Source organism: Massilia antarctica (assembly GCF_015689335.1).
GTDB lineage: Bacteria > Pseudomonadota > Gammaproteobacteria > Burkholderiales > Burkholderiaceae_D > Telluria_A > Telluria_A antarctica.
The window spans coordinates 1,816,364-1,840,603 of sequence record NZ_CP065053.1 but is presented as its reverse complement, the minus strand read 5'-3'; the positions used below and the strand labels follow the sequence as shown (position 1 = coordinate 1,840,603).

Below are 24,240 nucleotides of genomic sequence, written 5' to 3'. Positions count from 1 at the left end.
TTAACGTTGCTCGATGAGCTCGACCTTGTTCCCGAAGGGATCGTTCACGGTGGCGCGGCGCAGGCCGGCAACCATCTCGTCCAGCTGAACCTGGACGCCAAGGTCAGCCAACGCACCGACAAAGTCGGCGAAACCATCGACGATGAGGGCTGGATGGGCTTTTCGGGCGGCCTGGAAGGCGCTGTCGGCCCCCAGGTGGAGCTGGGCGGCGCCGCACTGGAACCACGCGCCGCCGCGCACGGCCAGATGGGCCGGCTTAGGCACTTCGGCCAGGCCCAGCACGCCGCTGTAAAAGGCGCGCGCCTGCGCTTCGCCGCCAACCGGCATGGCGACCTGCACATGGTCGATTCCTGTGATGCTTGCCATCGTTCCTCCGCTGTGACGGGATTGATACATAAAAACGCCATTATCGCATTCAGACGAATCGCGCTTGACGGACGACCCCATACGGGTAGACTACCATCCATACAGATGGCGTACGGATGCCGCGAAGATGTTATTGGAGACATATGAATGCCCGGGACCTGAAAACCAAACCCGCCGAATCGGAAAAAATCACCATCAACCTGGGCTTGATCGACCTGGGCCAGATCGACCTGCTGGTCAGTGAAGGTTTTTACTCGAACCGCACCGACCTGATACGCACGGCGATCCGGAACCAGTTGAACACCCATGCCGAGGTGGTGCGGCAAACGGTAGCGCGCAAGAGCCTGGTGCTGGGGATGCATCATTATTCCCGCGCCGACCTCGAAGCGGCGCTGGAAGCGGGCGAACGCTTGCAGATCCAGGTACTGGGCATGGCCAGCATTGCCAGCGACGTCTCGGTGGAGCTGGCGCTGGCAACCATCGAATCCATCTTTGTGCTTGGCGCCCTGCATGCGAGCAGCGTGATCAAGACAGCACTGGCAAGCCGCATCCTGTGATGCGCTTATATAAGGAAAACCAATGAAACTCAATGAGAAACTGTTCGCGAACATGCGGGCTGCAACCAAGGCCCTGATGGGCCAGGGACCGAAAGCCGCTACCAGCGTCATTCATGAGGCCCTCAAGGTCCTCACGCCCCACAAAGCGGCAGCTGCCCGGCAGGCGGCGCCATCGGCCGCGCGCGACGCTGCCCCGGCGATGCGCGACCTGAATGCGGCGCCGGCGCACGCAGGAACGAGTGCGCGCGAGAGCGCGGTGCCGCCGGTCCCGCCAACCCAGGCGCAAGCGCAGCCGCAAGCAGAGGCGGCGCAGCCGCAGGCCGCAGCCGCGCCGACGCAAGAGCAATACGTCAAGAATGCGGTGCAGGAAGCCACCGCGGCATTCAACAAGCTGATGCCCGACCTGCTGGCCAAGCTCGACCGTGCGGGAGCGAACGGGCATGCCGCGTTCAAGATGCCGCATTTCGACCTGCCCGGCATGCACGGCGGCGGGTCGGCGACCGCGGCCGACGCCTTGCCCGGAAAATTTACCGACGGCAGCTTCACGAACGCGGCCGGTACCCGGACCTACAAGTTGTACGAGCCCAGCACCTCCACCGGGCAGCCGATGCCGCTGGTCGTCATGTTGCACGGCTGCACCCAAGACCCGGACGACTTCGCCACGGGCACGCAGATGAACGCGCTGGCCGAGGAAATGCAGTGCCTGGTCGTGTATCCGGCGCAATCGGTACAAGCCAATTCCTCGCGCTGCTGGAACTGGTTCAATGCGGTTGACCAGCAACACGGCCAGGGCGAGCCATCGATCATTGCCGGCATTACCGAGACGGTGATGCACAAGCACGCGGTCGACAAGAGCCAGGTATATGTGGCCGGACTGTCGGCGGGCGGGGCCATGGCGACCATCATGGGGACCCTGTATCCAGAGCTGTACGCGGCAGTGGGCGTGCACTCGGGGCTGCCGTTCGCCTCGGCCCACGACTTGCCATCGGCACTGGCGGCGATGAAGGGTAATTTCGGGCCGCAAAAGGCCAGCGGCAAGTCGATTCCCATCATCGTTTTCCATGGCGACAAGGATACGACCGTGCATCCGGTCAATGGCGACGAGCTGATCAAGCGCGGAGCGCATCAGGAGTCAAAGGGCTTCGTCACCGAGCCGGGCCGCGTGCCGGACGGGCATGCCTACACGCGCACCGTGCACCAGCGCGCCGATGGCACGCCGCAGGCGGAACAGTGGCTGATCCACGGCGCCGGCCATGCCTGGTCCGGCGGCAGCGCACGCGGCAGCTATACGGACGGCAAGGGACCGGACGCCAGCCGGGAAATGATGCGCTTTTTCCAGACCAAGCGCTAAGGCTGCCGTCGACGGGATGACACTCCCGTCGACGGCACTAGCGGCCGGGCCGGCGCTGCCGCGTTTGATGGATGAGGCAAATGCAATCTGAAAGCGTTAATCCGGCAAAAAATGTTCAGCGAGCACCTGGACCAGGGTCCACGGGCACCTTCGCGGGAATCCGTCCAGTTCCATGGTTCCGCCGGCAATGCCCAGAGCATCCTTCCAGGCATCGTCGAGCCAGTCGACATCGATCAAGGCCGACTGCAAGCTGGGCATCTTGCGCAAGACGCGCCCGATGCTCACGCGCTGGTCGCCTATGCTTCTGAGCAAACCGCTGTCGCGCCGCTCAGGATGCAGCTTCCATTCCAGCAATTGCGCAAACAAGGCCGACATGCGCCGGCCCAGCTCGCGCTTTTCCGCCTTGGCCACGCCTTCGATCTCTTCGGCGATATTGTCGAAGTCGAGCGCCGACCACTGCCGCGCCCGCAATAAGGCAGCCTGCTGGTATGCCCAGGCCACCACGTCGGTGTCGTACAAATCCGCCATTGACCACTCCTGTTCAAAGCCCAGTCCATGTGCTTATGGTAAGCCCAAGCGAGCCCGGCACGGCTGAAAATGCCAGCCCCATGAGACGATAGTGGCGCAAGTGATGCCGATGTGCCGCTAGCGCTGGAGGCAACGTTTCTTTAAGGGCAGGCTACGATGTTATTCTGTCACATTGATCTCGATAGGGAACTGGATACCGCATGGGACTGGCAATAGCGATCGGCATGCTGGCTGAACTGAAAAAAGACGGTGACGAGCACGCCGACTCTTTCCGTGCAGAGCTACTCGCCGTCAATGCTTGCCTCGCCTCCGTCGGCGCGCCGGTCCATGCGGAGCCCGAGCGCATTGACAAGCTCGACAACCGCTCCGGCATCCGGGGTTTTCCGTATTCCTATCTCCATTTCCTGCGCTATGCGTACGCTCATCGGATAGCCGATTCCGCCTGGATCGCCACACCCCTGCCTGACGATACCGATCCCGCATCCGATCCGGCCCTGGAAGCGCAGCTGGACCCGTTGGAAAGCCATCTGATCTGCCACTCCGATGCGGAAGGTTTGTATGTTCCTGTCGAGTTCGACTACCCGGCTTTTCATGATGAGCTGCCCGGCGGCATATTAGGATCCTCCTATCGCTTGCTTGAGGAGCTGATCGTGGTCGCTCCCGCTATCGGCGTCGAGCTGGTCAACAAGGCCCTGACGGACAGGGAAGCCGCGCGCATAAACGAGCTCGTCAGCTGCAAGCACGGCCTCTACCGGGAACTGTGCGCCTGGCTGGCACTGTACGAAGCAGCCCGATTGAGCATCGAACATAAGACGGCAATCGTTTTTTGTTAGCCATGCAGTCACGCATGGTGCGTCATCGTGCAATGACGATGGGATAGTTATTCGTTTAAGCCGGCACAAACGCCGGGGCCAGTATCTGCGCGCTGGTCCAGGGGGCGTATCCGGAAACGCATGCAGGCCGGTGTCCTTGATGGCAAGTACCAGCGCGTCGTTCCAGATCTCTTTCAGCCAATCCTCTTCGGTCAGCGCGCTGATGAGACTTGGCACTCTGCCGAGCCGACGGGTGATCGTGTCGCGCTGCACGTCGATCAACGCACGCCAGTTGTCGCTGCGTAGCTCAGGCTGAAACTGCCATTTGGGCAGGGCAGCAATCAGCGCCGCTATCCTGCTGCCCAGTTCGTGCCGCACGCTATTGCCCACGTCCTCGATCTCCTCGGCAAGATTCTCAATATCGAGCGCGGACCACCGGCGTTCGCGCAACAGCCTCGCCTGTTCGATCGACCAGGCAAGCACGTCCATTTCATACAGGCCAGCCATGATTGACTCCTTGGTACTGACAGAATTTTAGGCAGATAATCCCATCAGCCTTCGACGCGCCTCCATCGTGCGCTAGCGGGAAGTGGGAACTTGAACACGTTCGTGCGGTCTTACCAATATCGACCAGTGCGGGGGTTCCCATGTTGGCATTCCTGACGACTATTTCCGAAGAAGACCTACGACGTGTTGTGGCAAAAATGTCCAGCAACGCCGCGACCACATCACCGCTCTCTCCACGCAGCCAGGAAATCCTCAAATCGGTGCGCTTTACCTCGCACGAAATGAAACAGGCAGGAATCATCGCCAGCGTGAAGATCGCTGCGAGAAGCAAATGACGCAAGTTTACACAACGCTCATTTCGGGACCGGATGACGTTCCCGGCGCCTTGGCCTATGTCGTTTATAAACGCATGAAGATCGAAATGGCGCGCGCACTTTCATGCGACCTATTCACGCCAACCTGATGCGAGTGAAGAAAAATCGTTTGTGCAGATACAAATGCTACCTGCGAACATCGCGAGCTTGAAGCAGCAGGGCGAGCTTGTGGCCGCGGAGTTCCTGCAGGAAGTATTAAGCGAAAAAATGGCAACGCTTGCCATCAAAGTCAGCCAATCCGAGCTGGCAGAGAAGTTTGCCGCACTTGATACCAATGTAACGTCGAGCCTGCAACGAATCCAGATCCAACTGGACGAAAAGAAAACGATCGGAGGATGGATGAAGGATATCGGAACCGCGTTTGTCTCCAGTCCGGCATTGGCGGCCATTGTCGGATCGATTCTGACTGGCTATGTGGGACTGGCAAAATTGACGGCAACAACCGAGAAGGCCGTCGGCATCGGCGCCAACCCCGCGCACAAGCCGGCGTTGGGAGAACCCGTTTTCACACCGTCCGCGCCTCAGGAACGGGAGTAGCTATCGGGCGCAGGCTGATCCCTGGAATCCTTCCGCGCCTCGATATGCGCCTTGAGGCAAGCCGGACACCAGCAAGCAGCCGCGCCGCCCTCGACCGGCACCGCCACCACCGGCGGCAGTTCCGTGCACCAGCACGGCCCTGCGGTGCCATCGGCCATGGCGCAGCCGAATTGCGCCCCACAGCGGCTGCAGGTACTCATGGCGCGCCGCTTTCCGGCGAGGTCAGCCACAATGGGAAAAGACAAGTGCGGGCGCTGCCATTCATGGGCATTTCCTGATCAATTGATGCGCGGCCACCAGCGCCGCAAAAAGGAGGTAAAGGGCGGATGGGATTCATTTAAGGCCAGCCTAACGGATCAAAAATGAAAATACAACAAGATAGCCCTATAATGCCCACAAGCTTCTCCCAGTTGCCTGTAAAATCCCGCAAAATTTCTTTTCCCGGACCCGCCATGACCGCTCCTTTGCCCAAACTGAAGACCGACCATCAAGACGACCTGACCGCGGTTTCCCCGCAGATCAAGGCGCAGATCCTGGCCGAGGCACTGCCGTATATCCGCAATTTCCATGGCAAGACCATTGTCATCAAATACGGCGGCAATGCGATGACCGACGAGCGCCTCAAGCACGGCTTCGCGCGCGACGTCATCCTGCTCAAGCTGGTCGGCATGAACCCGGTCGTGGTACACGGCGGCGGTCCGCAAATCGACAACGCCCTGAAAAAAATCGGCAAGCAAGGCAGCTTCGTGCAAGGCATGCGCATCACCGATGAAGAAACCATGGAAGTGGTCGAATGGGTACTCGGCGGCGAAGTCCAGCAAGACATCGTGATGCTGATTAACCACTACGGCGGCCAGGCCGTCGGCCTGACCGGCAAGGACGGCGGCCTGATCCGTGCGCGCAAGATGGCCATGCCCGACAAGGAAAACCCAGGCGAGTTCCTCGACATCGGCTTTGTCGGCGAAATCGACGCCATCAATCCGGCCGTGGTCAAGGCGCTGCAGGACGATGCCTTCATCCCGATCATTTCGCCCATCGGCTTCGGCCAGGATGGCCAGGCCTACAACATCAATGCCGACGTCGTCGCAGGCAAGATCGCGGAAATCCTGAAAGCCGAAAAGCTGATCATGATGACCAACATCGCCGGCGTGCAAGATAAAAAAGGCAAGCTCGTGACCGACCTGTCGGCACGCGAGATCGACGAGATGTTCGCCGACGGCACCATTTCTGGCGGCATGCTGCCTAAAATTTCATCGGCGCTGGATGCGGCCAAGTCGGGCGTGAACACGGTTCACATCATCGACGGACGAATTGAGCACTCTTTGCTGCTCGAAGTCTTGACCGAACAAGCTTTTGGCACTATGATCCGGTCGCACTAAAATTTTTGTGGCGGCATCAGCCGCCAACAGTACCGCCCTTTTAGCTCAGTGGTAGAGCACTCCCTTGGTAAGGGAGAGGCCACGTGTTCAATCCACGTAAAGGGCACCATTCCTCCCGCGCTACCCTCCCACTATCAGTACACCCGCTCGACCGTCAATCCGCGCGCGCCCAGCAATGCCGGTACGCTGTTCTTGCCGATCAGATGCAATACCCCGATTGCCGCCACGCTCTTGTCCTGCTTGACCAGCAACGCGGCCAGCTTGTCCGCCAAGGGGCCGTTGCGTTCGTCCAACAGAATTTTTTGCATGAATTTGCCGGACACGCTGGTGTCGCTCTCGACCTTGGCCGCCACTGCATCGAGCCCGGCCTTGTCCGCCGACGCCCAGGCATCGACGATCTGGCGCATTTCGGCGCGCTGCTTGCCGTTCTCCATCATGTCCACGCTCTCTTCCAGGAACTTCCACTGCTCTTCCAGGCCGAGCCGGTCGAACATCGCGAACTGGGCGCTGATCGATTCGAGCTCGATCACCGGCACCTTGCTGGCGCGCGCCATCTGCGCCAGCTTGAGGTCGACCGCCAGCTCGGCCTGGTAACCCTCGGAAGCATACTCGGCCAGGGTCAGGGTGGTCGCCACCAGCCACGGCTTGAAACGCGCCACCGCGGCCGGATCGATCTTGGCTTTTTTCAAGGCCTGTTCCACGCGCTGGCGAAAGGCCGGCGAGCGATCCTGGAAGCCAGGCTTGCCCGGATCGAGCAAGGCGTGCGTCTGCATCACCGCGCGCAGCCTGGCCGGATCCTGCAGCAGGTCGACTTCCAGCGCCAGCACCGAGGCGTCCTCCACGGCGCCGACGATGCGCGGTTCGAGCGGATAGAACCCGGGCAGCCCCACATGCATGGTGCCGAACAAATACATCGTGTGGCCGCTGCCGCTGATCTTGAACAGCGCGCCGCGCTCGGCGCCCCAGGCCGCCGGCAGGGCCAGCATCAGCAAACTAAGGAACACCACTATAATCGGACGTCTCATGCCATGTTTCCTTGTTGGTTCGCTATCGCGTTTTTATTCAGGTCCCCTGTGTCCAATCTTACCCGCTCCGCCCCGCTCTGGTTGTTTGATCTCGACAATACCTTGCACAACGCCTCGCACGCGATTTTCCCCACCATCACCGCCAACATGAACGTGTTCATGGCGCGCGTGCTGGGCGACGGCGCCACCCCCGCCAGCGCCGACGTGGTCAACGCCGCCCGCCTCGACTACTGGAAACGCTACGGCGCCACCCTGCTCGGGATGATCAAGCACCATCAGGTCAGCGCCGCCGACTTTTTGCACGAAACCCACCAGATCGAGCGGCTGGAAGACCTGATCCGCTACGAGCGCGGCCTGGCGCGCCTGCTCAAGCGCCTGCCGGGGCAAAAAATCCTGCTGACCAATGCGCCGACCCGCTACTCGACCGACGTCATGCGCCACCTGGGACTGCGGCGCCACTTCAGCCATCACATCGCCATCGAAAACATGCACGTGCACGGCAAGCTGCGGCCCAAGCCATCCAAGCTGATGCTGCGGCGCCTGCTGCGCAAGCACGGCGTGGCCGCGCAACGCTGCATCCTGGTCGAAGACACCCTGGCCAACCTGCGCACCGCCAAGCAGGTCGGCATGCGCACCGCCTGGGTCACCCAATACCTGCGCATGGCCGACCCGATCAGTGTTGCGCCGTTGCCAAAAAAGTTAAAACGCCCCGCTTATGTCGATGTCAAAGTAAAATCCGTGCTTCAGTTGCCTAGATGCATGAATCGACTGCGCTGACATCGTCAACCCACCTCATCGAGAACACATGGCAAGCACCAAGCCGGGCCAGCGCAAGCTGCAAATCCTCCAGGCTCTGGCCACCATGCTGGAGCAGCCCAAAGGCGAGAAAATCACCACGGCGGCACTGGCAGCACGGCTGGACGTATCCGAAGCGGCGCTGTACCGCCACTTCGCCAGCAAGGCGCAGATGTTCGAAGGCTTGATCGAATTCATCGAATCGAGCGTCTTCGGCCTGATTAACCAGATCGCCGCAAACGAACAGGGCGGCGTCGACCAGGCCCATGCCGTGCTGCAGATGCTGCTCGGCTTCGCGGCCAATAATCCCGGCATGACCCGGGTGCTGATCGGCGACGCCCTGGTCAACGAAGACGAGCGCCTGCAACTGCGCATGAACCAGTTCTACGACAAGGTCGAACTGGCGTGCAAGCAGTCGCTGCGCCTGGCCGTCACCCAGGGCCACGGCCAGGAAGCCGATGTCGCCGCCCGCGCCAGCCTGCTGGTGAGCTATGTGGTCGGGCGCTGGCACCGCTACGCCAAGAGCGGTTTCCGCCACAACCCGACCGAGGGCACGGCCCTGCAGATTTCCCTGCTGCTGGCGGCCTGACGCCTTTACAGCGATGAACGCCGCGCCCTGCTTCGCCCTGCTCGACGACGCCACCGGCGCCGGCTCGCGCCTGTACACAAACCATGCGGGCACCTTGCGCTGCGACGACCCAGGCACCTGGCCGGACCTGCTGGCGCAGCTGCAGGCGGCGCTCGAGCGCGGCCTGCATGCGGTGGCGGTACTCGCTTATGAACTGGGCGGACACCTGCTCGGCATCGGCACGCACCATGCCACCGGTCCGCTGGCGCAGCTGCTGCTGTTCGACACCTGCACCCGCTTGTCGTTGAGCGAGGTGACAGCCTGGCTGTCCGCGCAAGCGGCGGCGCAGGATGGCCCGGCCGGCATCGCCAACGTGTGCGCCAACGTCGACCAGGCCGCGTTCAGCGACGCCTTGGCACGCATCCATGACTACATCGCCGCCGGCGACACCTACCAGGTCAACTACACCTACCGCCTGCACTTCGACGCCTTCGGCGCGCCGCACGCGCTGTATGCCCGCCTGCGCGCGCGCCAGCCGGTGCCCTACGGCGCCCTGATCGCCCTGCCCGACGGCGGCGCCGTGCTCTCGCTCTCGCCCGAACTGTTCGTGCGCCATCAGGGAGGAGAACTGCTCGCGCGCCCCATGAAAGGCACCGCCCCCGCCAGCGACGACGATGCCGACAATGCGCGCCGCGCCGGCGCGCTGGCGGCCGACCCCAAGAACCGCGCCGAAAACCTGATGATCGTCGACCTGCTGCGCAACGATCTCGGAAGAGTGGCCGTCACCGGCAGCGTCGAGGTGCGGGCGCTGTTCGACGTGCAGCGCTTTGCCAGCGTGCTGCAAATGACGTCCACCGTGCGCGCCCGCCTGCGCCCGGACGCCACCCTGGCCGGCATCTTCGCCGCCCTGTACCCGTGCGGCTCGATCACCGGCGCGCCCAAGCGGCGCGCGATGGAAATCATCCGCGAGCTCGAACCGGCCGCGCGCGGCGTCTACACGGGCGCCATCGGCTGGTTCGATCCATCGCCCGCGGCCGGAGCGATGGGCGACTTTTGCCTGTCGGTGCCGATCCGCACATTGACCTTGCAGGCGGAGCGCGCAGGCACGCGGCGCGGCGAAATGGGCGTGGGCGCCGGCATCGTGTACGACAGCGACGCGGCCGACGAATATGCCGAATGCCAGCTCAAGGCGCGCTTCCTGACCGGCCTGCAAAATGAGATCGAGGTGTTCGAAACCCTGCACGCCACGCGCGAAGATGGCTGCCGCCACCGCGCCCTGCACCTGGCACGCATGGCGGGATCGGCGCGCTATTTCGGCTTTGCGTTCGACGCCGCCGCGGCGCATGCCGCGCTGGACGCCGCCTGCGCCGCGCTGGCGCCCGGGATAGCCTCGCGCGTGCGGCTCGCGCTCGGCCCCGCCGGGGCGTTCAAGGTCCAAAGCGGCGCGCTGGCGGCGCTGGCGCAACCGGTGCGCGTGCTGCTGGCAGACGACGCAACGCACGCCGAGGACCTGTTCCTGCGCCACAAAACCAGCGTGCGCACGCGCTACGATGCGGCCTGGCGCGCAGCCGAGACGCAAGGCGCGTTCGATATGCTGTTCTTTAACGAGCGCGGAGAACTGACCGAAGGAGGCCGCAGCAATGTGTTCGTCCAGGTCGACGGCCGCTGGCGCACCCCTGCCCTGGGCTGCGGCCTGCTGCCCGGGATCATGCGCGCGCTGGTGCTGGCCGATGCGCAGTGGGATGCCGAAGAAGGCATCGTCACGCGCGCAATGCTGGAGCGCGCCACCGGGCTGATGGTCTGCAATGCGCTGCGCGGGCCGATGATGGCGGTGCTGGCCTAGGCCAGCCAGACGCGCAGCGCCTGTTCGCCGGCATCGCTGAACGCGACCACGCGCGAATCGAGCGAGCGCCTGGCCCACCCCAGTTCCTCGAAGCGTGCCAGCAGCGCGTCGCCAAGCGCGCCGGCCAGGTGATGGCGGCGCTCGCTCCAGTCCAGACAGGTGCGGCAAAAGGTGCGCCGCGTGCCGGCCGCCGCTGCCGGATCGACGCCGATCGCCTCGATCATGGCGCTGCCGGCGCCGGTCAGGCCCAAGCCATCCGCATCGGGAATGAAGGCGCCATGCGCCAGCAGGCGCTCGTACACCAGCACACCGAGTTCGCCGGCCAGATGGTCGTAGCACACGCGCGCCTTGCGCAGGGCCGGCTCGCGCGGGCTGGAACGCAGCCGCAGCGCGCCGGTGCGAAAGGCGACATTCATGAGCGATTCGAGCAGCCGCGCCACATCGTCGTCGGCCAGGCGGAAGTAGCGGTGGCGGCCCTGGGCTTCCACCGCGAGCAGGCCGGCGTCGACCAGTTTGGCCAGGTGGGCGCTGATGGTCTGCTTGGTGACGCCGGCGATGTCGGCCAGTTCGGTGGCGGTGAGGGCCATGCCCGACATGAGCGCGCTCAGCACTTCCGCGCGCGCGTGGTCGCCGATCAGGGCGGCGATGCCAATAATGTTGGGGCCGTCTTTCATGGTTCGATGGTAGCCGAACCGTGCAGGACGCACAAGCTTGTATAGTAGGCCGTATCGACCAATGAAAGAGCGGCCATGGAACTGATCCGATACCTGAGCGATTGCTTTTTCACCGAGGAACAGCTGCTGGCGGTGTCCGGCATCGACGCGGACGAGCTGGCGGCGCTGCAGCAGCGCGCGATGATGCCGCGCGCATCCTATCGGCTGCGCCTTGACGTGAGCTGCGACTCCTTCTTCGGCACCCACCAGGAACATACGCAGCTCGACTATTACGCCAAGGGCTACGCCTCGTGGATCGGGCTGTTGCACTCGCTGGGCGGCGAGGGCGAGGCCTATCAAGGATTCGCCGAGCGCTACCGCGCTCGCCTCGGGCAACTGAAGGCCGCCGGCCTGTGCACCGACAACCCCAAGCTGGGCGCGGGCCTGGAACAGCACCTGCGCGAAGAGTGGCGCCACTTCCTGGACGGCACCTACGGCTTGTGCACCAAAACCGGCTTACCGGAGGAAATCGCATCCAAGGAACTGGCGACGATGATCATCCGCGAGATCATCGGCAAGCCCCTGGAGCAGACGCTGTCGACACGCGACCGGATATGCCTGACCCTGGCGGTCGACCTGCTCGACACCGCCTGCAGCCAGTTCCCACCCCATGAAAAAGAGCGCAGTTCGCGCCATTTGCTGATCGATGAAGTGAGAAAGACGTATCAGTTGTGAGCGACACGCGCGAACTGGCGCCGGTACGCGCCGGGCGTGGTGGCGGCCAGACGGCGAAAGTGATGGCGCAATGACGCTTCGGATGCAAACCCGGCGCGCTCGGCCACCTGCGCGAGCGGCAATGCGGGGTTTTCCAGCAGGTCCTTGACGATCGCGATGCGCTCGCGGATCAGCCATTCGTGCGCACCGAAGCCGGTAGCGTCATGGAACTGGCGCTGCAAGGTACGCTCGCTCATGGCCGCGCGCAGCGCCATGCTGGCTACCGTATGCCGCTCGGCCGGATGCGCGCGCACCCAGTCCATCAGGCGGGTCAGGCGTCCTTTCTCGTCATGCGCCATGGGCCGCGGCAGATACTGCGCCTGCCCGCCTTCGCGGTGCGGAGCGACCACCAGCCGCTGCGCCACCAGGTTGCCGACACGGGCGCCATGATCGCGCCGCACGAGATGGAGCAGCATATCGATCCCGGCCGCCGAACCGGCCGAGGTGATGATCTGGCCGGCATCGGCATACAGGTCGTCCGGCAGCACCTCGATTGCCGGGTAGCGCCGCGCCAGCCGGTCGGCATAGCGCCAGTGGGTGGTGGCGCGCAAGCCGTCGAGCAGGCCGGCTGCGGCCAGCACGAACACGCCGGAACAGATCGAGCATAAACGCGCACCGCGCGCATGGGCGGCGCGCAGCAGCGCCAGCAAGGCGGGCGGTGGCGCTTCGTCGGGATCGCGCCAGCCGGGGATGACGATGGTGTCGGCCCGCTCCAGCAGCTGCGGCGCATAAGGCGCGCTGATGACGATGCCGCCGGCGGCGCGGATCGGCCCCGGTTCGGCCGCGCACACGGCGAATTCGTACCAGTCCACCTCCAGTTCCGGACGTTCGAGCGCGAACACTTCGACCGTGCAGCCGAATTCGAAGGTGCACAGGCCATCATAGGCCAAGGCAACGACGAGATGTTTTTTCATGGCGCGATCTTAACGCAGAATGGCTTTTACGCCACTTAGCACGGTGCGAACGGCCGCTGATAATGGGCGCACTTTCACCCCAGGAGTCCTGCATGTCCGCCGTTACCGATGTCGCACCCGCCCCGTCCCCTGCCGCGCTGGCGCACTTTGAAGCGCAGTTCGCGTTCGAAACCGATTGCTGGGATGTACACGAGGCGCTGGCCACCGGCAGCCCGGATTTCGTGCTGCTCGATGTGCGCGGCAGCGAGAAATACAGCGGCGGCCACGTGCCGGGCGCGCTCGATCTGGCGCAGCGCAAGATCATCGGATCGACCATCGCCAAGTATCCCGACGCGACGGTCTTTGTCGTCTACTGCGCCGGACCGCACTGCAACGGCGCCGCGCGGGCGGCGATCCGGCTCGCACGGCTGGGGCGCCCGGTCAAGATCATGACGGGCGGGATCGCGGGCTGGCTTGACGAAGGTTTCGCCCTGCACGTGCAAGGGGCATGAACCGGGCCGTGCGCGGCGACGGCGATGCTCAGCGCATCAACCGCCGAGGGCTTGCTCGATCTTGCCCACGAGCTGCTTGTCTTCCGGCGTGACCTTGCTCGGATAGTGTTCGATGACCTTGCCGTTACGGTCGATCAGGTACTTGGTGAAGTTCCATTTCGGCTCCTTGCCGGTGGCCTTGATCAGCTCCGCATGCAGGGGATTGGCGGCCGCGCCCGTGACGGAGCTCTTGGCGAACATGGGGAACTTGACCCCGTAGGTGTTGTAGCAGAAATCGGCGATTTCCTTGGCATTGCCCGGCTCCTGCTTGCCGAAGTCGTTCGACGGAAAGCCCAGCACCACCAGGCCCTTGGCGCCGTATTTGGCGTACAGCTTTTCCAGCCCCTCGTACTGGGTGGTGTAGCCGCAGTAACTGGCGGTGTTGACGACGAGTACGACCTTGCCGGCGTACTGGCACAGGTCCTGCGGGGCCTCGTCCTGCAAGCGTTTGAAGCTATGCTTGAGCAAGGCCGGGCAACTCGCGGCCGGCACCGCCGGCGCCGCAGGGGACGCCGGTGGCGTCTGGGCCTGCGCCGGATCGCTCATCAATACAACAGCGGACAGGCTGGACAGGAGAAGTGCCGAAATCTTGAACATTGTCGTTTCCATGCAATGGGAAGGGGAAGCCATTCTATGCCAATCCGTCCGCACGCGCGGACGGGGGCATGGTCAGAGGCGCAGGCATGGCCAAAGCGGCTACTTTGCTAAAACAGGCAGCAAATAATTGATTCGATTTATAATGCCATACGGCAATATTTGCTATCATATGGGCATCGATACGGAGAACCTATGCATCGCGCCAGCCTGAGCACCAGCGTCAACCAGCACTACCTGAACAAATTGATGAGCCTGACCGAGGTGATGGATGTCGCCGCCAGCGAAGACATCGTCGATGTGCGCGGCATGAAGCTGGTGGCCAAGGGCGCCAGGCTGACGCGCGCCCAGCAGGCCACCCTGGGCGGGCACAAGCTCAAAAAGGCCCTGGAATCGTCGCTGCGCGCCGAAGGCGGCGCCGACAACAGCCTGATCCTCGAGACGGCCACGCGCATTCTCGACACCAGCGTCCCGATCAATCGTATCCTGGGACGCAACGCCGGGCGCGGCATTTCGCCGCAGACCTTGCTGGCGAACATGCAGTTCGGCCACGCCATGCGCATGATGCTCACCCTCACCGACCGCGATGGTCCGCGTGCGCTCGAACACAGCGTCAGCGTCAGCCTGCTGTCGATCGGCATGGCGAAAAAGCTGCAACTGTCGAACGACGACCAGATGGCGGCGGCCCTGGCCGGCCTGCTGCACGATATCGGCGAGCTGTACATCAACCCGGCTTACCTGAAGCCGGGCAAACGCCTGCTGCCGCACGAGTGGGCGCACCTGGTGATCCATCCGCGCATCGGCCAGATGCTCATCACGGAACTCGAATCCTACCCGGCCTCGGTGGCGCGGGCGGTGTCGGAACATCACGAACGGCTCGACGGCACCGGCTATCCGCGCCAGTCGGCCGGCGGGATGATCAGCGGGCCGGGGCTGGCGGTATCGGTAGCGGAAATGCTGGCCGGTGTGCTGCACAAGGATTATCCGCTCGAGCGCGCCGAACTGGCCTTGAAAATCATTCCGGGCGAGCATCCGCACCATTTTTTGTCGGCCATTTCGGGCGCCTTGCGCAACCAGCCGGCCAACCGGCCGATCGCCCCGTCGCGGCCCGACGAGAACGATGACGCGGCCATTGCGCAGCTGTGGCGCCGGATTGCCGATTCCCTGCAAGCCGGTCACGACATGCTGAGCGAGGATACCGCGCGCTCGCCGCGCGTCTGGGCCCTGATCGAACGGGCGCTGGCGCGCATCAGAACGATCGAGCGCGCCTTCATCAGCACAGGGCTCGATGCCTACCTTAAAAACAATCATGGCTTGCACGACCACGCCGACGGCACCCTGCAGTTCGAAAAAGCCGTGGCCACGCGTGAAATCACCTGGCGCCTGCGCGACATCGCGCGCGACCTGGCCTTGAACACGGCCGACCTGGCGAGCGACCGCGACATGCTGGCCGGCTTGATCGACTTGCTCGACGGCGGCCTGTCCGACGCGGCCATGCCGCAGGCGCAAGTGCCAGCGCGCGCGGCCTGAGCCGCGCCGCCCAAGGCCCGCCTACTCGACCTTCAGTTTCGACAGGCGCGGATCGGTGTCGGGGAAGCGCAGTTCCAGCGATTCCATGACTTCGAGCAGCAGGCTGGCGATCAGCAGGTTGCGGTGGGTCTTGGAGTCGGCCGGGATGATGTACCACGGCGCGTGGTCGGCATCGGTGGCGCAGATCGCCCTTTCGTAGGCGTCGCGATAGTCATCCCAGCGCTTGCGCTGGACCAGATCGTTTTCGTCGAACTTCCATTGCTTTTCCGGGTCGTCCAGGCGCGCCTGCAGGCGCCGGCGCTGCTCCTCCTTCGAGATATGCAGGAACACCTTGACGATCACCGTACCGGTTTCGGCCAGCATGCGTTCGAAGTCGGCGATGTGGGCGTAGCGGCGCTTGCATTCCTTTTCGTCGATCAGCTTTTGCACGCGCGTGACCAGCACGTCTTCGTAATGGCTGCGGTTGAAGATGGCGATCTCGCCGGCGCCCGGCACGTGCGGATGAACGCGCCACAGGAAATCGTGCGCCGCTTCTTCCAGGCTGGGCGCCTTGAACTGGGTCGCATTCAAGCCCATGGGGTTGATGCGGCTGAACAGCACGCGCACCGTGCCATCCTTGCCCGAGGTATCCATGCCCTGCAGTACCAAGAGCACTTTTTGCTTGCGCTGCGAATACAGCATCTGCTGGTGCAGCGCGATCTTCGCGGTCAGCGCATCGGTCAGGGCCCGTTCGTGGGCCTTGATCTGCTCCTTCGATCTGGGATGCTTGCCGCCGGACTCGCGCAGCGGCGTGGCGCCGGCATCGTCCTCGCGCAGCTTGAGGCCGGCCGGCGCGCGGAAGCGGATGCGCGCCTTCATGCCGCGGCGGTGCTGCGCGCGTGCTCGATTTTCATGCAATGGTCCATCACCACGTCGAGCCCGGCCGCCGCGGCCAGGTCGGCCGCTTCCTGGTTGACCACGCCGAGCTGCATCCACAGGCAGCGCGCGCCAACGTCGATGGCTTCGCGCGCGAGCTCGAGCATGGCGTCGGAAGTGCGGAAGCAATCGACGATGTCGATCGGACCGTCCAGGGCGGCGGCGGCCTGCGCCAGGCTGGCGTAGACCGGCACACCAAGGATTTGCTGGCCGGCATAAGCGGGATTGACACCGAGGATGCGGTAGCCTTGCCGCTGCAGGTAGGCGGCCACGCCATGGCTGGCGCGCTCGGGCCGGTTCGACAAGCCGACCACGGCGATCGTCTTGCTGTCTTTCAGGATGTCGGGGATGGATTTCATTGTGCTCGCCAAGTTATGTGTCAGGCCAGCGTAGCAGATTTATCCAGCCCCGCCGCGTACGTTAGGGCGCGCCGACGCGCTGGTTGATCAGCTCCGAACCCTGGCTGTGGACCACCACGTGGCTCACTTCCCCCTTGGCATTGCGCGCGAACACGATGGTGGTCAGCGAATCGGGCATGAAGAAGCCATCGTTGGCGTACGGGGTCAGGGTGATCGGCTCGCGGTTGCTGCGCTGCATGACCAGCTTGCCATTGTCGCGCTTGAAGCTGCGCGTGGCGTTGGCGTCGATGCGATAGGTGCCGGCATAGGCGTCGAGCAAGGCGTCGTCGATCTTCACGGCTTTGAAATCGGGGAAGGGATTGCCGATGGCGATGGCTGCGGCCTTGCTGGCGACCATTTCCGGCTGGATTTTGGCGTCGTCGCTATTGGTCAGGACCGCGACGTACACTTTTTGCTGCGGCAAGCGCAGCGCATACGTGGAAAAGCCATTGATGCCGCCGCCATGCGCCACCATCGGCACGCCGCGCAGCTTGCCGATCTGCCAGCCATAGCCATAGTTGGTCGGTTTGCCGTCGGCCAGCACGTAGCTGGTGGTCGCCTTTTGCCAGGTGGCCGGCTTGAGCAGCTTGCCGGCGGTAATGGCCGCATCCCAGCGCGCCAGATCGTCCACGGTCGACACCAGCGAGCCGGCCGCGTAAGGCTGCGACATGCTGAGCGGCTTGGATGAGGTGACGCCGAACCAGCCTTTGGTGTGGCCGGCCGCGCGCGGGCCGGGATTGCGTTCATGGCCTTCGTAGGCGGTGTGCTGCATGTCGAGCGGCTTGAAGATGCGCTCTTCGACAAATTTGGCGTAGGGTTGGCCGGAGATTTTTTCGATCACCGCGCCGAGCAGGAAGTAGCCGGAATTGTTGTAGGAAAAGCGCGTGCCGGGATCGAAATCGAGCGGGTCGTTCTTGAAGGTGTCGATCATGCCCGACACGCTCATGTCGTTCGTGGAATTGCGCTCAAAGCCAGCCCGGCTGGTATAGCTGACGATGCCCGACGTATGCGTGAGCAAGTGCTCGATGGTGATGCGCTTGCCGCGCGTGGGGTAATCCGGCAGGAATTTGGTGATGTCGTCATCGAGCGCCAGCTTGCCTTCATCGAGCAACATCAGGATGCCAACGGCGGTGAACTGCTTGGTGATGGAACCGAGCCGCAGGGCCGTGTCGGGGGTCATGGCCTTGCCCTTGGCGACGTCGGCCATGCCGTAGGCCTTGCGCAGCACGGTCTTGCCATCTTGCGTGACGATGACGGTCGCGCCGGGCGCATCGGCTTTGTAGTAGGGGGCGATGGCGGCGTCGATACGGCTGGCCAGCGCTTGCTCGCTGGCGGGACGCGCGGCGTCCTGGGCGAAGGCGGCGGGTGCCTGCAGTGCGACAAGAGAGGCGAAGCAAAGAGCGGAAAGCTTGAACATGCTGAAAAGTCCTATGGTCTGGGTTGGTCGGCAGCGGCAGACCAGACTATAGGCGCGGCGCGCCCGCCTGGGTGCGCCGCTGCGACGAACTGCAAAATAACACTGTCAAACGGTTCATTCGCCCGACGGCCGGGGCGCGGCGCTGCCGCCGCGCGCCTGGTCGCTTCAGCGGTCGGTGAACACGTCGTTCCAGCTGGCCCGTTCCGGCGCCGTCTGGGTTTGCAGATAGCCGACGTTGGCGACCTGGATGCGGGCGATTTCGTTGAGCGCTTCTTCCGAAAAACCGGCGCGCTTGACGCCGCGGTCCTGCATCGACAGCGAATGCAGGTACTGGTGCAGGTGGCGCGGTTCGTTGCAGAACAGGCAGATGCGTTCCCACACGTGCGGATACAGGCTTTTCAAGGCGCCCTGCGGCGCCATGGCGGCCAGCGCTTCGAGGGTCAGGGTGGTGGCCGCGCGCGGCTGGATGATGGTGTCGACCACGGGAACCGCATCGGTGTGCTCGTGCTCGCCCATTTGCGAGGAAGGGCCACCCTCCTTGGCCATGTTTTCGGCCGAATAGTCCGCCAGCGCGCGCAGGGTCTGGTCGGTCGACGGCAAGTTGTCCTTGGGCCAGCTGAAGCGGCGGATGCCGGCGCTGGCCATCAGGGCCGCGATCGGGATGATGTCCGGATTGGCGCCGGGCGCCGGCGGCACCGTCAGTTCGATCACGAACAGCAGGTGCAGGCGGGCGTCGAAGACGGCGTAGTCGACCCGGCGTCCGCTCAGGTGTTGCTGGTGGCTGCTCTTGATCTTGGGATCCGGATTGCTCGGGATCATCAATTTGCTCAGCGGGATATCGGGAAAAATGTAGCACTTGGGCAGGGCGCGGCGCAGGCGGCCGTAAAACGCTTTTTGCTCAGTGCCGAAAAAGCGCCGCTTCGTAAACGAAGGGACGGCCTCGGGTGGTTTCTTTAACAGGCGGTTCAACATGGCGACAACGGCCCTGGTCGTGGTTCAAGTCAGTAGTGTGTATTTAATAATCCTAATGCACAAGAAGAAAGCCGGCCAAACCGAAAATATAAGCTATCCGCATGGAAATAGCGTAGCTGGGGTGATACGTCCGTCGGGTTTGCCCAAGTGGCAGTTACGCCGTTTTTGACGTGTTTTTAGCCGAAATCCGCCAAGACGGCAATTTATGCAGCCTGCATACTTGCCATTTTTATAACGACGGAGACAGAAATGAATGTAATGCGTACAAGTATGACCATCGCAGCCGCCATGGTGCTGTCCTTGGCGGCGGTCACTGCCGAGGCGGCCATTCCGTACCAGGGCCATACCTACGAATTTCGCCAGCCAAGCGGCGAAAAGCTGAAAATTCGCCTCGACGGCAACGATTACTACGCCGAACAGCGCACCGAAGACGGTTCGCTGATTGTTTATGATAACGCCAAACACGGTTTTTGCTACGCACACGTGAACGCCACGGGCGACCAGCTGGTGTCGAGCGGCGTACTGGCCACCAACGGCAAGCCGCGCATGTCCGGCATCGCGTCGGCCAAGAGCGAGCCGGGCCTGAGCACGGCGGCCAAGGCGCGCCTGGCCCAGGAGCGCTACCAGAAAATGCACGGGCACACCCTGGACGTGGCGCAGCGCACCACCGCCGCGATGATGGCGCCGAGCGCCGTGGCCAACGCTCCCGTCAGCGGCCAGATGCGCGGCCTGACCGTGATTATCGATTTCTCCGACGCGCCAGGCACGATCACCAAGCCGCAAGTCGAATCCTTCCTCAACGACCCGGCCTACACCGGCTTCGGCAATGCGCAATCGGTGCGCGGCTACTTCCTGGCGGTCTCCGGAAACAAGCTCGACTACAGCAATACGGTCACCCGTTACTACCGCGCCAAGCGTCCCAAGACTTACTACGCCGACGCCAGCCTGGACAGCGGCACGCGCTCGCAGGAATTGATCATGGAAGCGCTGAACTGGGTCAAGAGCAGCGAAGGCTTCGATTTTTCCACGCTCAGCCGCGACAGCACGGGCCACATCAAGGGCTTGAATTTCTTCTATGCGGGCGAAGCGGACAGCCCATGGTCGAAAGGCTTGTGGCCGCACATGGGCTGGCTGGGCGAGCGCTTCTGCAGCAACGGCGCCTGCACCGGCAGCTACCAGATCAGCAACATGGGCCAGCAGCCGGCGATCGGGACCTTCGTGCATGAATCGGGCCACTTGATCATGGGCTGGCCCGACCTGTACGACTACGATGGCAGCTCGCAAGGTTCGGTCGCCGATTTCTGCGTGATGGGCTTCGGTGGCGTGGGCTTCCAGAGCCAGCACCGTCCGACCAAGCCGGTCGGCTTCCTGCGCTACCTGGCCGGTTGGGAGACGGTGACCGAACTCAATCCGGCGATCAACCGCAGCGCGCCGACCGGGCGCCTGAGCGAGGACGCGAGCGGCCATGCGCTTTACCGCTGGAGCAACCCGGCCAACGCGGCCGAAGCGTTTTATGTGGAAGCGATCCACAAGAGCGAGCAGAACCTGTACCAGCCCGACCAGGGACTGGCGGTGTTCCACATCGACCCGACCGGCACCAACACGGATGAATGGCATCCCTACATCCAGATGGAACACGCGGACGGCAAGCGCGATCCGGAAAACAATGTGAACCGGGGCGATGGCGGCGACCTGTACGACGGCGTGGCCACGCGCGCCTTCAACAACAACGTGCCGAACGCGCTGGCGTCGCACGGCACCAATTCGCGCTGGTGGAATGGCTATGCGTCGGGCTTTGAGCTGGCCAACATCAGCGTCCCGGGCAAGATCGTCTCGTTCGACGTGGGCGCGGTGCCGACCGTGCCGGCCGCTAACGTCTACAACGGTACCCTGGCGAACCAGGCTGAAGCGATCCATCCCAACCCATGGTTCGAGTACAAGGGCGGCACCCTGGGCGCCGTGCTGGTCGGCCCGGCCGGCACCGACTTCGACCTGCGCATCGAGAAATGGAGCAACGCGGCCTGGGTCAAGGTGGCCGAGTCGGCCGGCGAAACCTCGCAGGAAAAGATCAGTTACGTCGCCGCCGCCGGCTACTACCGCATCATCGTCGCGTCCTACAGTGGCGCCGGCAACTACAAACTCACCGTGACCAAGTAAGCGAGTGCTCACACTGGCCGGCGATGCATGCAACGCCGGCCAAAAGTGTGGCTTTTTCGTCATCGCTTGCTTGCTCGCTGTGCCGGAATTGCCGGTGTCGGCGGGGAAATTGAACAAACCCGTTTTTTGCGGCCATTCAGCGATATTTACCCATATGCATCCGGGATAGTATCAGCACGCCTGATGGCTTGCAGCACGATGGGAACCACCCCTTTCCCATCTCACTTACGACTGCGCCGGCACACATCCTGGCCGGCGCAGCGTAATCACCGATGATAATTACAAGGAGCGAGACAATGTTTGTAGAACGTAAAATCGTATTACTGGCCGGGCTGATCAGCGCCTGTTTCAGCAACGTCAGCTATGCGAAGCAAGCCGATGAAGGCCATACCCACCAAGCACTGAAGCAGGCGCCGATGCCGCATGCGCGCCAGACCTTGCCGCCGACGATGGAGCAGCAGCGCTTTAACGTGGCGCCCACCACGAAACCGCGCACCGACCTGATGCCGACGCCCGACAGCAGCCGCATGAGCTCGGACACGAGCATGAGCGCGCGCAGCATGAACGTGAGCCCGGCCCCTACGCCCGAGTGCAAGAACATGGATACCCTGACCAACTACAACGGCGCCGCGCTGGCCGACTACCTGGTCGCGATGCCCGATTACGAGTGCACCTATCCGCTGTTTTCGCTGACCCCGGCGCAAGCGGCCAAGGCCTATTCGTCCGCCAACATGAGTGCCATCGCCAGCCGTTTCGCGCGTGAAGCGAGCACTTACAACGCCAGCAACCGCGCCCTGGTCAACCTGGCGCTGTATCTGCGCGCCGGCTACTACCTCGGCGGCGGCGGCACCATCGCCACTCCGTCGGCGGCGTTTACCGCATCGCTGCGCGCGCCGATCAAGACCCTGGTCGAGGGCAGCGTGTTGTACCAGTCGAATCCCCTGGCCGGCAGCACGGCGGCGGAAGTCATCAAGCTGATCACCAACACCCATGACGAAGCGTATTTCGTGGCGTCGATGAAAAAGCTGGTGGTGCGCTTTACCAATTCGTCGAGCAATCCGAACGCGGTCGACGCCCTCAAGCAATACGACGCCGCGGGCGGCATGACCTCGGCGCTGACGGTGCTGTTCTACGCCCACTCGCGGCCGGAGGCGCTGCCGGTGCTGCAAAGCGATACCAGCTATCCAATCGCGCTGAACAATTTCGTGGTGCAAAACAAAGCCGCGCTGCTGGGCACCTCGACGGCCTACATGCTCAACGATGCCGCCAACGAAGCCTTCCGCTTCATGCAGTACCCGGCGCAAAAGGCCACCGTGAAAACGATGGTGCAAAGCACCCTGGCCAGCAGCAGCATGGCCGGTGCCGACAGCGCCCTGTGGCTGGCGGCTGCCTCGGCCGTCAAATTCTATGACAACGCCAACTGCGCGCAATACGGAACCTGCGGCTACGAGCAGAAGCTGGCCGACGCCGTGCTCAAGGTCAGTTATACCTGCAGCCCGAGCCTGCGCATCCGCGCCCAAGAAATGACGACCGCCCAACTGCAGTCATCATGCGCCATCCTGCAGAAAGAGGAAGGCTATTTCCACGACATGCTGCAATCGAATCGCGTGCCGGTGGCGAACGACAAAAACACCTCGCTGGAACTGGTGGTGTTCGACGATTACGCCAATTACAGCAAGTATGCGTCGGTGATCTACGATATCGATACCAATAACGGCGGCATGTACCTGGAAGGCAACCCAGCCTCGGCCACCAACCAGGCGCGCTTCATCGCGCACGAAGCATCCTGGCTGCGTCCGGCGTTTTCGGTCTGGAACCTGGAACACGAATACGTGCACTACCTCGATGGCCGCTTCGACATGGCGGGCGACTTCAGTGCCGCCGTGGCCAAGCCGAGCGTGTGGTGGATCGAAGGCGTGGCCGAGTACCTCTCGCTGCGCAACAATAACCAGCAATCGATCGACAAGGCGCGCACCGGCACCTACAAGCTGAGCGACATTTTCGGCAATACGTACTCGATGGCCGACTACACCGACCGCGCCTATCGCTGGGGCTACATGGCGACCCGCTTCATGGTGGAAAAGCACCGTAACGACGTCGATGCGGTGGTGGGCAAGTTCCGGGTCGGCGATTACGACGGCTACCAGAACTACATGAACTATATCGGCACCCGTTACGACAACGAGTTCGCTTCCTGGGTGAAGACCGCCACCACGGCCGGCGAGCCGCCGCTGCCGACGGTCAGCCTGCCGCCATGCGCCAACAGCAGCCAGCTGGGCAAGAACTGCTCGATCAGCGGCTTCGGTTCGTCGAGCGAGCGCTATGCCTACATCTCGCTGCCGACCGGCGCCAAGAACCTGCGTCTGTTCACCAGCGGCGGCACGGGCGACGTCGACCTGTACGTGGGACGCGCGCATTATCCGACGACCAACTGGTATGACGCGGCATCGGCCACGCCAGGCAACCGCGAGAGCGTCACGTTCAGCACACCGACCAACAATCAGTGGTATTACATCATGCTCAAGGCTAAGCAGACCTTTGACGGCGTGACCCTCAACGCAACGTACGACTAAGTAGTCAGCAAGGCCGCGGCGCCCGCGGCCTGACCAAAAAACGCCGTCCTCGTGACGGCGTTTTTTTTTGAACGCAGCGGAGCCGATCCCGCGCCGACGCCCGCGTCATCATCGCCATCCGGCCAGTAATGCCGTTCGGCGCCGTACTTCGGGTTGATGTGTCCGGTACTT

At 63.2% G+C, this 24,240-nt stretch carries 25 protein-coding genes, 1 tRNA gene and 1 pseudogene; 15 read left to right on the top strand and 12 right to left on the bottom strand.

Annotated elements, in window-relative coordinates:
• Positions 1-366: a VOC family protein gene (locus IV454_RS08365; RefSeq protein ID WP_054265506.1), complete on the bottom strand. Its 366-nt coding sequence runs from the start codon at positions 364-366 to the stop codon at positions 1-3.
• A 143-nt stretch (positions 367-509) separates the two neighbouring features.
• Between IV454_RS08365 and IV454_RS08360 the strand changes: the two genes are divergently transcribed.
• Together IV454_RS08360 and IV454_RS08355 are read left to right on the top strand one after the other, a co-directional pair.
• On the top strand, positions 510-923 hold the full coding sequence (locus tag IV454_RS08360) for a ribbon-helix-helix domain-containing protein (RefSeq protein ID WP_054265505.1): 414 nt from the start codon (positions 510-512) through the stop codon (positions 921-923).
• 22 nt (positions 924-945) lie between these two features.
• On the top strand, positions 946-2,274 hold the full coding sequence (locus IV454_RS08355) for an extracellular catalytic domain type 1 short-chain-length polyhydroxyalkanoate depolymerase (RefSeq protein ID WP_229522132.1): 1,329 nt from the start codon (positions 946-948) through the stop codon (positions 2,272-2,274).
• 96 nt (positions 2,275-2,370) lie between these two features.
• On the opposite strand, the gene IV454_RS08350 is transcribed toward IV454_RS08355, so the two are convergent.
• Positions 2,371-2,802 (bottom strand): DUF29 domain-containing protein, encoded by a 432-nt coding sequence (locus tag IV454_RS08350; RefSeq protein WP_054265504.1) that lies wholly within the window; start codon positions 2,800-2,802, stop codon positions 2,371-2,373.
• A 200-nt stretch (positions 2,803-3,002) separates the two neighbouring features.
• Here IV454_RS08350 and IV454_RS08345 point away from each other — a divergent pair, with 200 nt between their 5' ends.
• Positions 3,003-3,635 (top strand): putative DNA-mimic protein, encoded by a 633-nt coding sequence (locus IV454_RS08345; protein WP_206091095.1) that lies wholly within the window; start codon positions 3,003-3,005, stop codon positions 3,633-3,635.
• 159 nt (positions 3,636-3,794) lie between these two features.
• Here IV454_RS08345 and IV454_RS08340 read toward each other — a convergent pair.
• Positions 3,795-4,103, bottom strand: a pseudogene (locus tag IV454_RS08340) (DUF29 domain-containing protein); the annotation flags it as partial.
• Positions 4,104-4,261: 158 nt separating this feature from the next.
• Between IV454_RS08340 and IV454_RS08335 the strand changes: the two are divergent.
• Together IV454_RS08335 and IV454_RS08330 are read left to right on the top strand one after the other, a co-directional pair.
• The gene (locus IV454_RS08335; protein ID WP_206091094.1) at positions 4,262-4,456 is read left to right on the top strand and encodes a hypothetical protein; all 195 of its coding nucleotides are present in this window, start codon (positions 4,262-4,264) and stop codon (positions 4,454-4,456) included.
• Between the two features lie 162 nt (positions 4,457-4,618).
• On the top strand, positions 4,619-5,032 hold the full coding sequence (locus tag IV454_RS08330) for a hypothetical protein (RefSeq protein WP_206091091.1): 414 nt from the start codon (positions 4,619-4,621) through the stop codon (positions 5,030-5,032).
• Here the strand turns inward: IV454_RS08330 and IV454_RS08325 are convergent.
• Positions 5,017-5,232, bottom strand: a complete 216-nt coding sequence (locus IV454_RS08325; protein ID WP_206091090.1) for a cysteine-rich CWC family protein — start codon at positions 5,230-5,232, stop codon at positions 5,017-5,019. The genes IV454_RS08330 and IV454_RS08325 overlap by 16 nt on opposite strands.
• A 252-nt stretch (positions 5,233-5,484) precedes the next feature.
• Here IV454_RS08325 and argB point away from each other — a divergent pair, with 252 nt between their 5' ends.
• On the top strand, positions 5,485-6,411 hold the full coding sequence (argB, locus tag IV454_RS08320) for an acetylglutamate kinase (RefSeq protein ID WP_206091089.1): 927 nt from the start codon (positions 5,485-5,487) through the stop codon (positions 6,409-6,411).
• A gap of 34 nt (positions 6,412-6,445) precedes the next feature.
• Positions 6,446-6,520: transfer RNA gene (locus IV454_RS08315), tRNA-Thr, on the top strand.
• A 25-nt stretch (positions 6,521-6,545) separates the two neighbouring features.
• Here IV454_RS08315 and IV454_RS08310 read toward each other — a convergent pair.
• Complete coding sequence (locus IV454_RS08310) at positions 6,546-7,436, bottom strand: TraB/GumN family protein (RefSeq protein ID WP_206091087.1); 891 nt, start codon at positions 7,434-7,436, stop codon at positions 6,546-6,548.
• A gap of 48 nt (positions 7,437-7,484) precedes the next feature.
• On the opposite strand from IV454_RS08310, the gene IV454_RS08305 reads away from it, so the two are divergent.
• From IV454_RS08305 to pabB, 3 genes are read left to right on the top strand one after another with little or no spacing between them, the layout of a single operon-like run.
• Positions 7,485-8,213: a pyrimidine 5'-nucleotidase gene (locus tag IV454_RS08305; protein WP_229522130.1), complete on the top strand. Its 729-nt coding sequence runs from the start codon at positions 7,485-7,487 to the stop codon at positions 8,211-8,213.
• 28 nt (positions 8,214-8,241) lie between these two features.
• Positions 8,242-8,820: a nucleoid occlusion factor SlmA gene (slmA, locus tag IV454_RS08300; RefSeq protein ID WP_206091085.1), complete on the top strand. Its 579-nt coding sequence runs from the start codon at positions 8,242-8,244 to the stop codon at positions 8,818-8,820.
• Positions 8,821-8,833: 13 nt separating this feature from the next.
• Positions 8,834-10,642: an aminodeoxychorismate synthase component I gene (gene pabB, locus IV454_RS08295; RefSeq protein ID WP_206091084.1), complete on the top strand. Its 1,809-nt coding sequence runs from the start codon at positions 8,834-8,836 to the stop codon at positions 10,640-10,642.
• Here pabB and IV454_RS08290 read toward each other — a convergent pair.
• A complete protein-coding gene (locus tag IV454_RS08290) occupies positions 10,639-11,316 on the bottom strand; it encodes an ArsR/SmtB family transcription factor (protein ID WP_206091083.1) in 678 nt (225 codons plus the stop codon). The two genes, pabB and IV454_RS08290, sit on opposite strands and share 4 nt — an antisense overlap.
• 75 nt (positions 11,317-11,391) lie before the next feature.
• Between IV454_RS08290 and IV454_RS08285 the strand changes: the two genes are divergently transcribed.
• The gene (locus IV454_RS08285; RefSeq protein WP_206091082.1) at positions 11,392-12,030 is read left to right on the top strand and encodes a DUF6058 family natural product biosynthesis protein; all 639 of its coding nucleotides are present in this window, start codon (positions 11,392-11,394) and stop codon (positions 12,028-12,030) included.
• Here the strand turns inward: IV454_RS08285 and ftrA are convergent.
• Entirely contained in the window at positions 12,021-12,983 is a 963-nt protein-coding gene (gene ftrA, locus IV454_RS08280; protein ID WP_206091081.1) for a transcriptional regulator FtrA, read from the bottom strand. The genes IV454_RS08285 and ftrA overlap by 10 nt on opposite strands.
• 92 nt (positions 12,984-13,075) lie before the next feature.
• On the opposite strand from ftrA, the gene IV454_RS08275 reads away from it, so the two are divergent.
• Complete coding sequence (locus tag IV454_RS08275) at positions 13,076-13,474, top strand: rhodanese-like domain-containing protein (RefSeq protein WP_206091080.1); 399 nt, start codon at positions 13,076-13,078, stop codon at positions 13,472-13,474.
• Positions 13,475-13,510: 36 nt separating this feature from the next.
• On the opposite strand, the gene IV454_RS08270 is transcribed toward IV454_RS08275, so the two are convergent.
• Positions 13,511-14,110: a glutathione peroxidase gene (locus IV454_RS08270; protein ID WP_229522128.1), complete on the bottom strand. Its 600-nt coding sequence runs from the start codon at positions 14,108-14,110 to the stop codon at positions 13,511-13,513.
• Positions 14,111-14,302: 192 nt separating this feature from the next.
• Between IV454_RS08270 and IV454_RS08265 the strand changes: the two genes are divergently transcribed.
• Entirely contained in the window at positions 14,303-15,637 is a 1,335-nt protein-coding gene (locus IV454_RS08265) for an HD-GYP domain-containing protein (RefSeq protein ID WP_206091079.1), read from the top strand.
• 21 nt (positions 15,638-15,658) lie between these two features.
• Here IV454_RS08265 and IV454_RS08260 read toward each other — a convergent pair whose 3' ends face one another.
• From IV454_RS08260 to IV454_RS08245, 4 genes are all read right to left on the bottom strand, one after another.
• Complete coding sequence (locus IV454_RS08260) at positions 15,659-16,495, bottom strand: PPK2 family polyphosphate kinase (RefSeq protein ID WP_206091078.1); 837 nt, start codon at positions 16,493-16,495, stop codon at positions 15,659-15,661.
• Positions 16,492-16,911, bottom strand: a complete 420-nt coding sequence (locus IV454_RS08255) for a CoA-binding protein (RefSeq protein ID WP_206091077.1) — start codon at positions 16,909-16,911, stop codon at positions 16,492-16,494. Before IV454_RS08255 ends, IV454_RS08260 begins: the two co-directional genes overlap by 4 nt.
• Positions 16,912-16,972: 61 nt before the next feature.
• On the bottom strand, positions 16,973-18,367 hold the full coding sequence (locus tag IV454_RS08250; protein WP_206091076.1) for a serine hydrolase: 1,395 nt from the start codon (positions 18,365-18,367) through the stop codon (positions 16,973-16,975).
• A 165-nt stretch (positions 18,368-18,532) separates the two neighbouring features.
• Positions 18,533-19,339, bottom strand: coding sequence for a hypothetical protein (locus IV454_RS08245; RefSeq protein WP_054265489.1), 807 nt, complete (start codon positions 19,337-19,339; stop codon positions 18,533-18,535).
• Between the two features lie 258 nt (positions 19,340-19,597).
• On the opposite strand from IV454_RS08245, the gene IV454_RS08240 reads away from it, so the two are divergent.
• Both IV454_RS08240 and IV454_RS08235 read left to right on the top strand, forming a co-directional pair.
• Complete coding sequence (locus tag IV454_RS08240; RefSeq protein WP_206091075.1) at positions 19,598-21,496, top strand: M6 family metalloprotease domain-containing protein; 1,899 nt, start codon at positions 19,598-19,600, stop codon at positions 21,494-21,496.
• Between the two features lie 296 nt (positions 21,497-21,792).
• Positions 21,793-24,069, top strand: coding sequence for a M9 family metallopeptidase (locus IV454_RS08235; protein ID WP_206091074.1), 2,277 nt, complete (start codon positions 21,793-21,795; stop codon positions 24,067-24,069).
• Positions 24,070-24,240 lie beyond the last annotated feature (171 nt).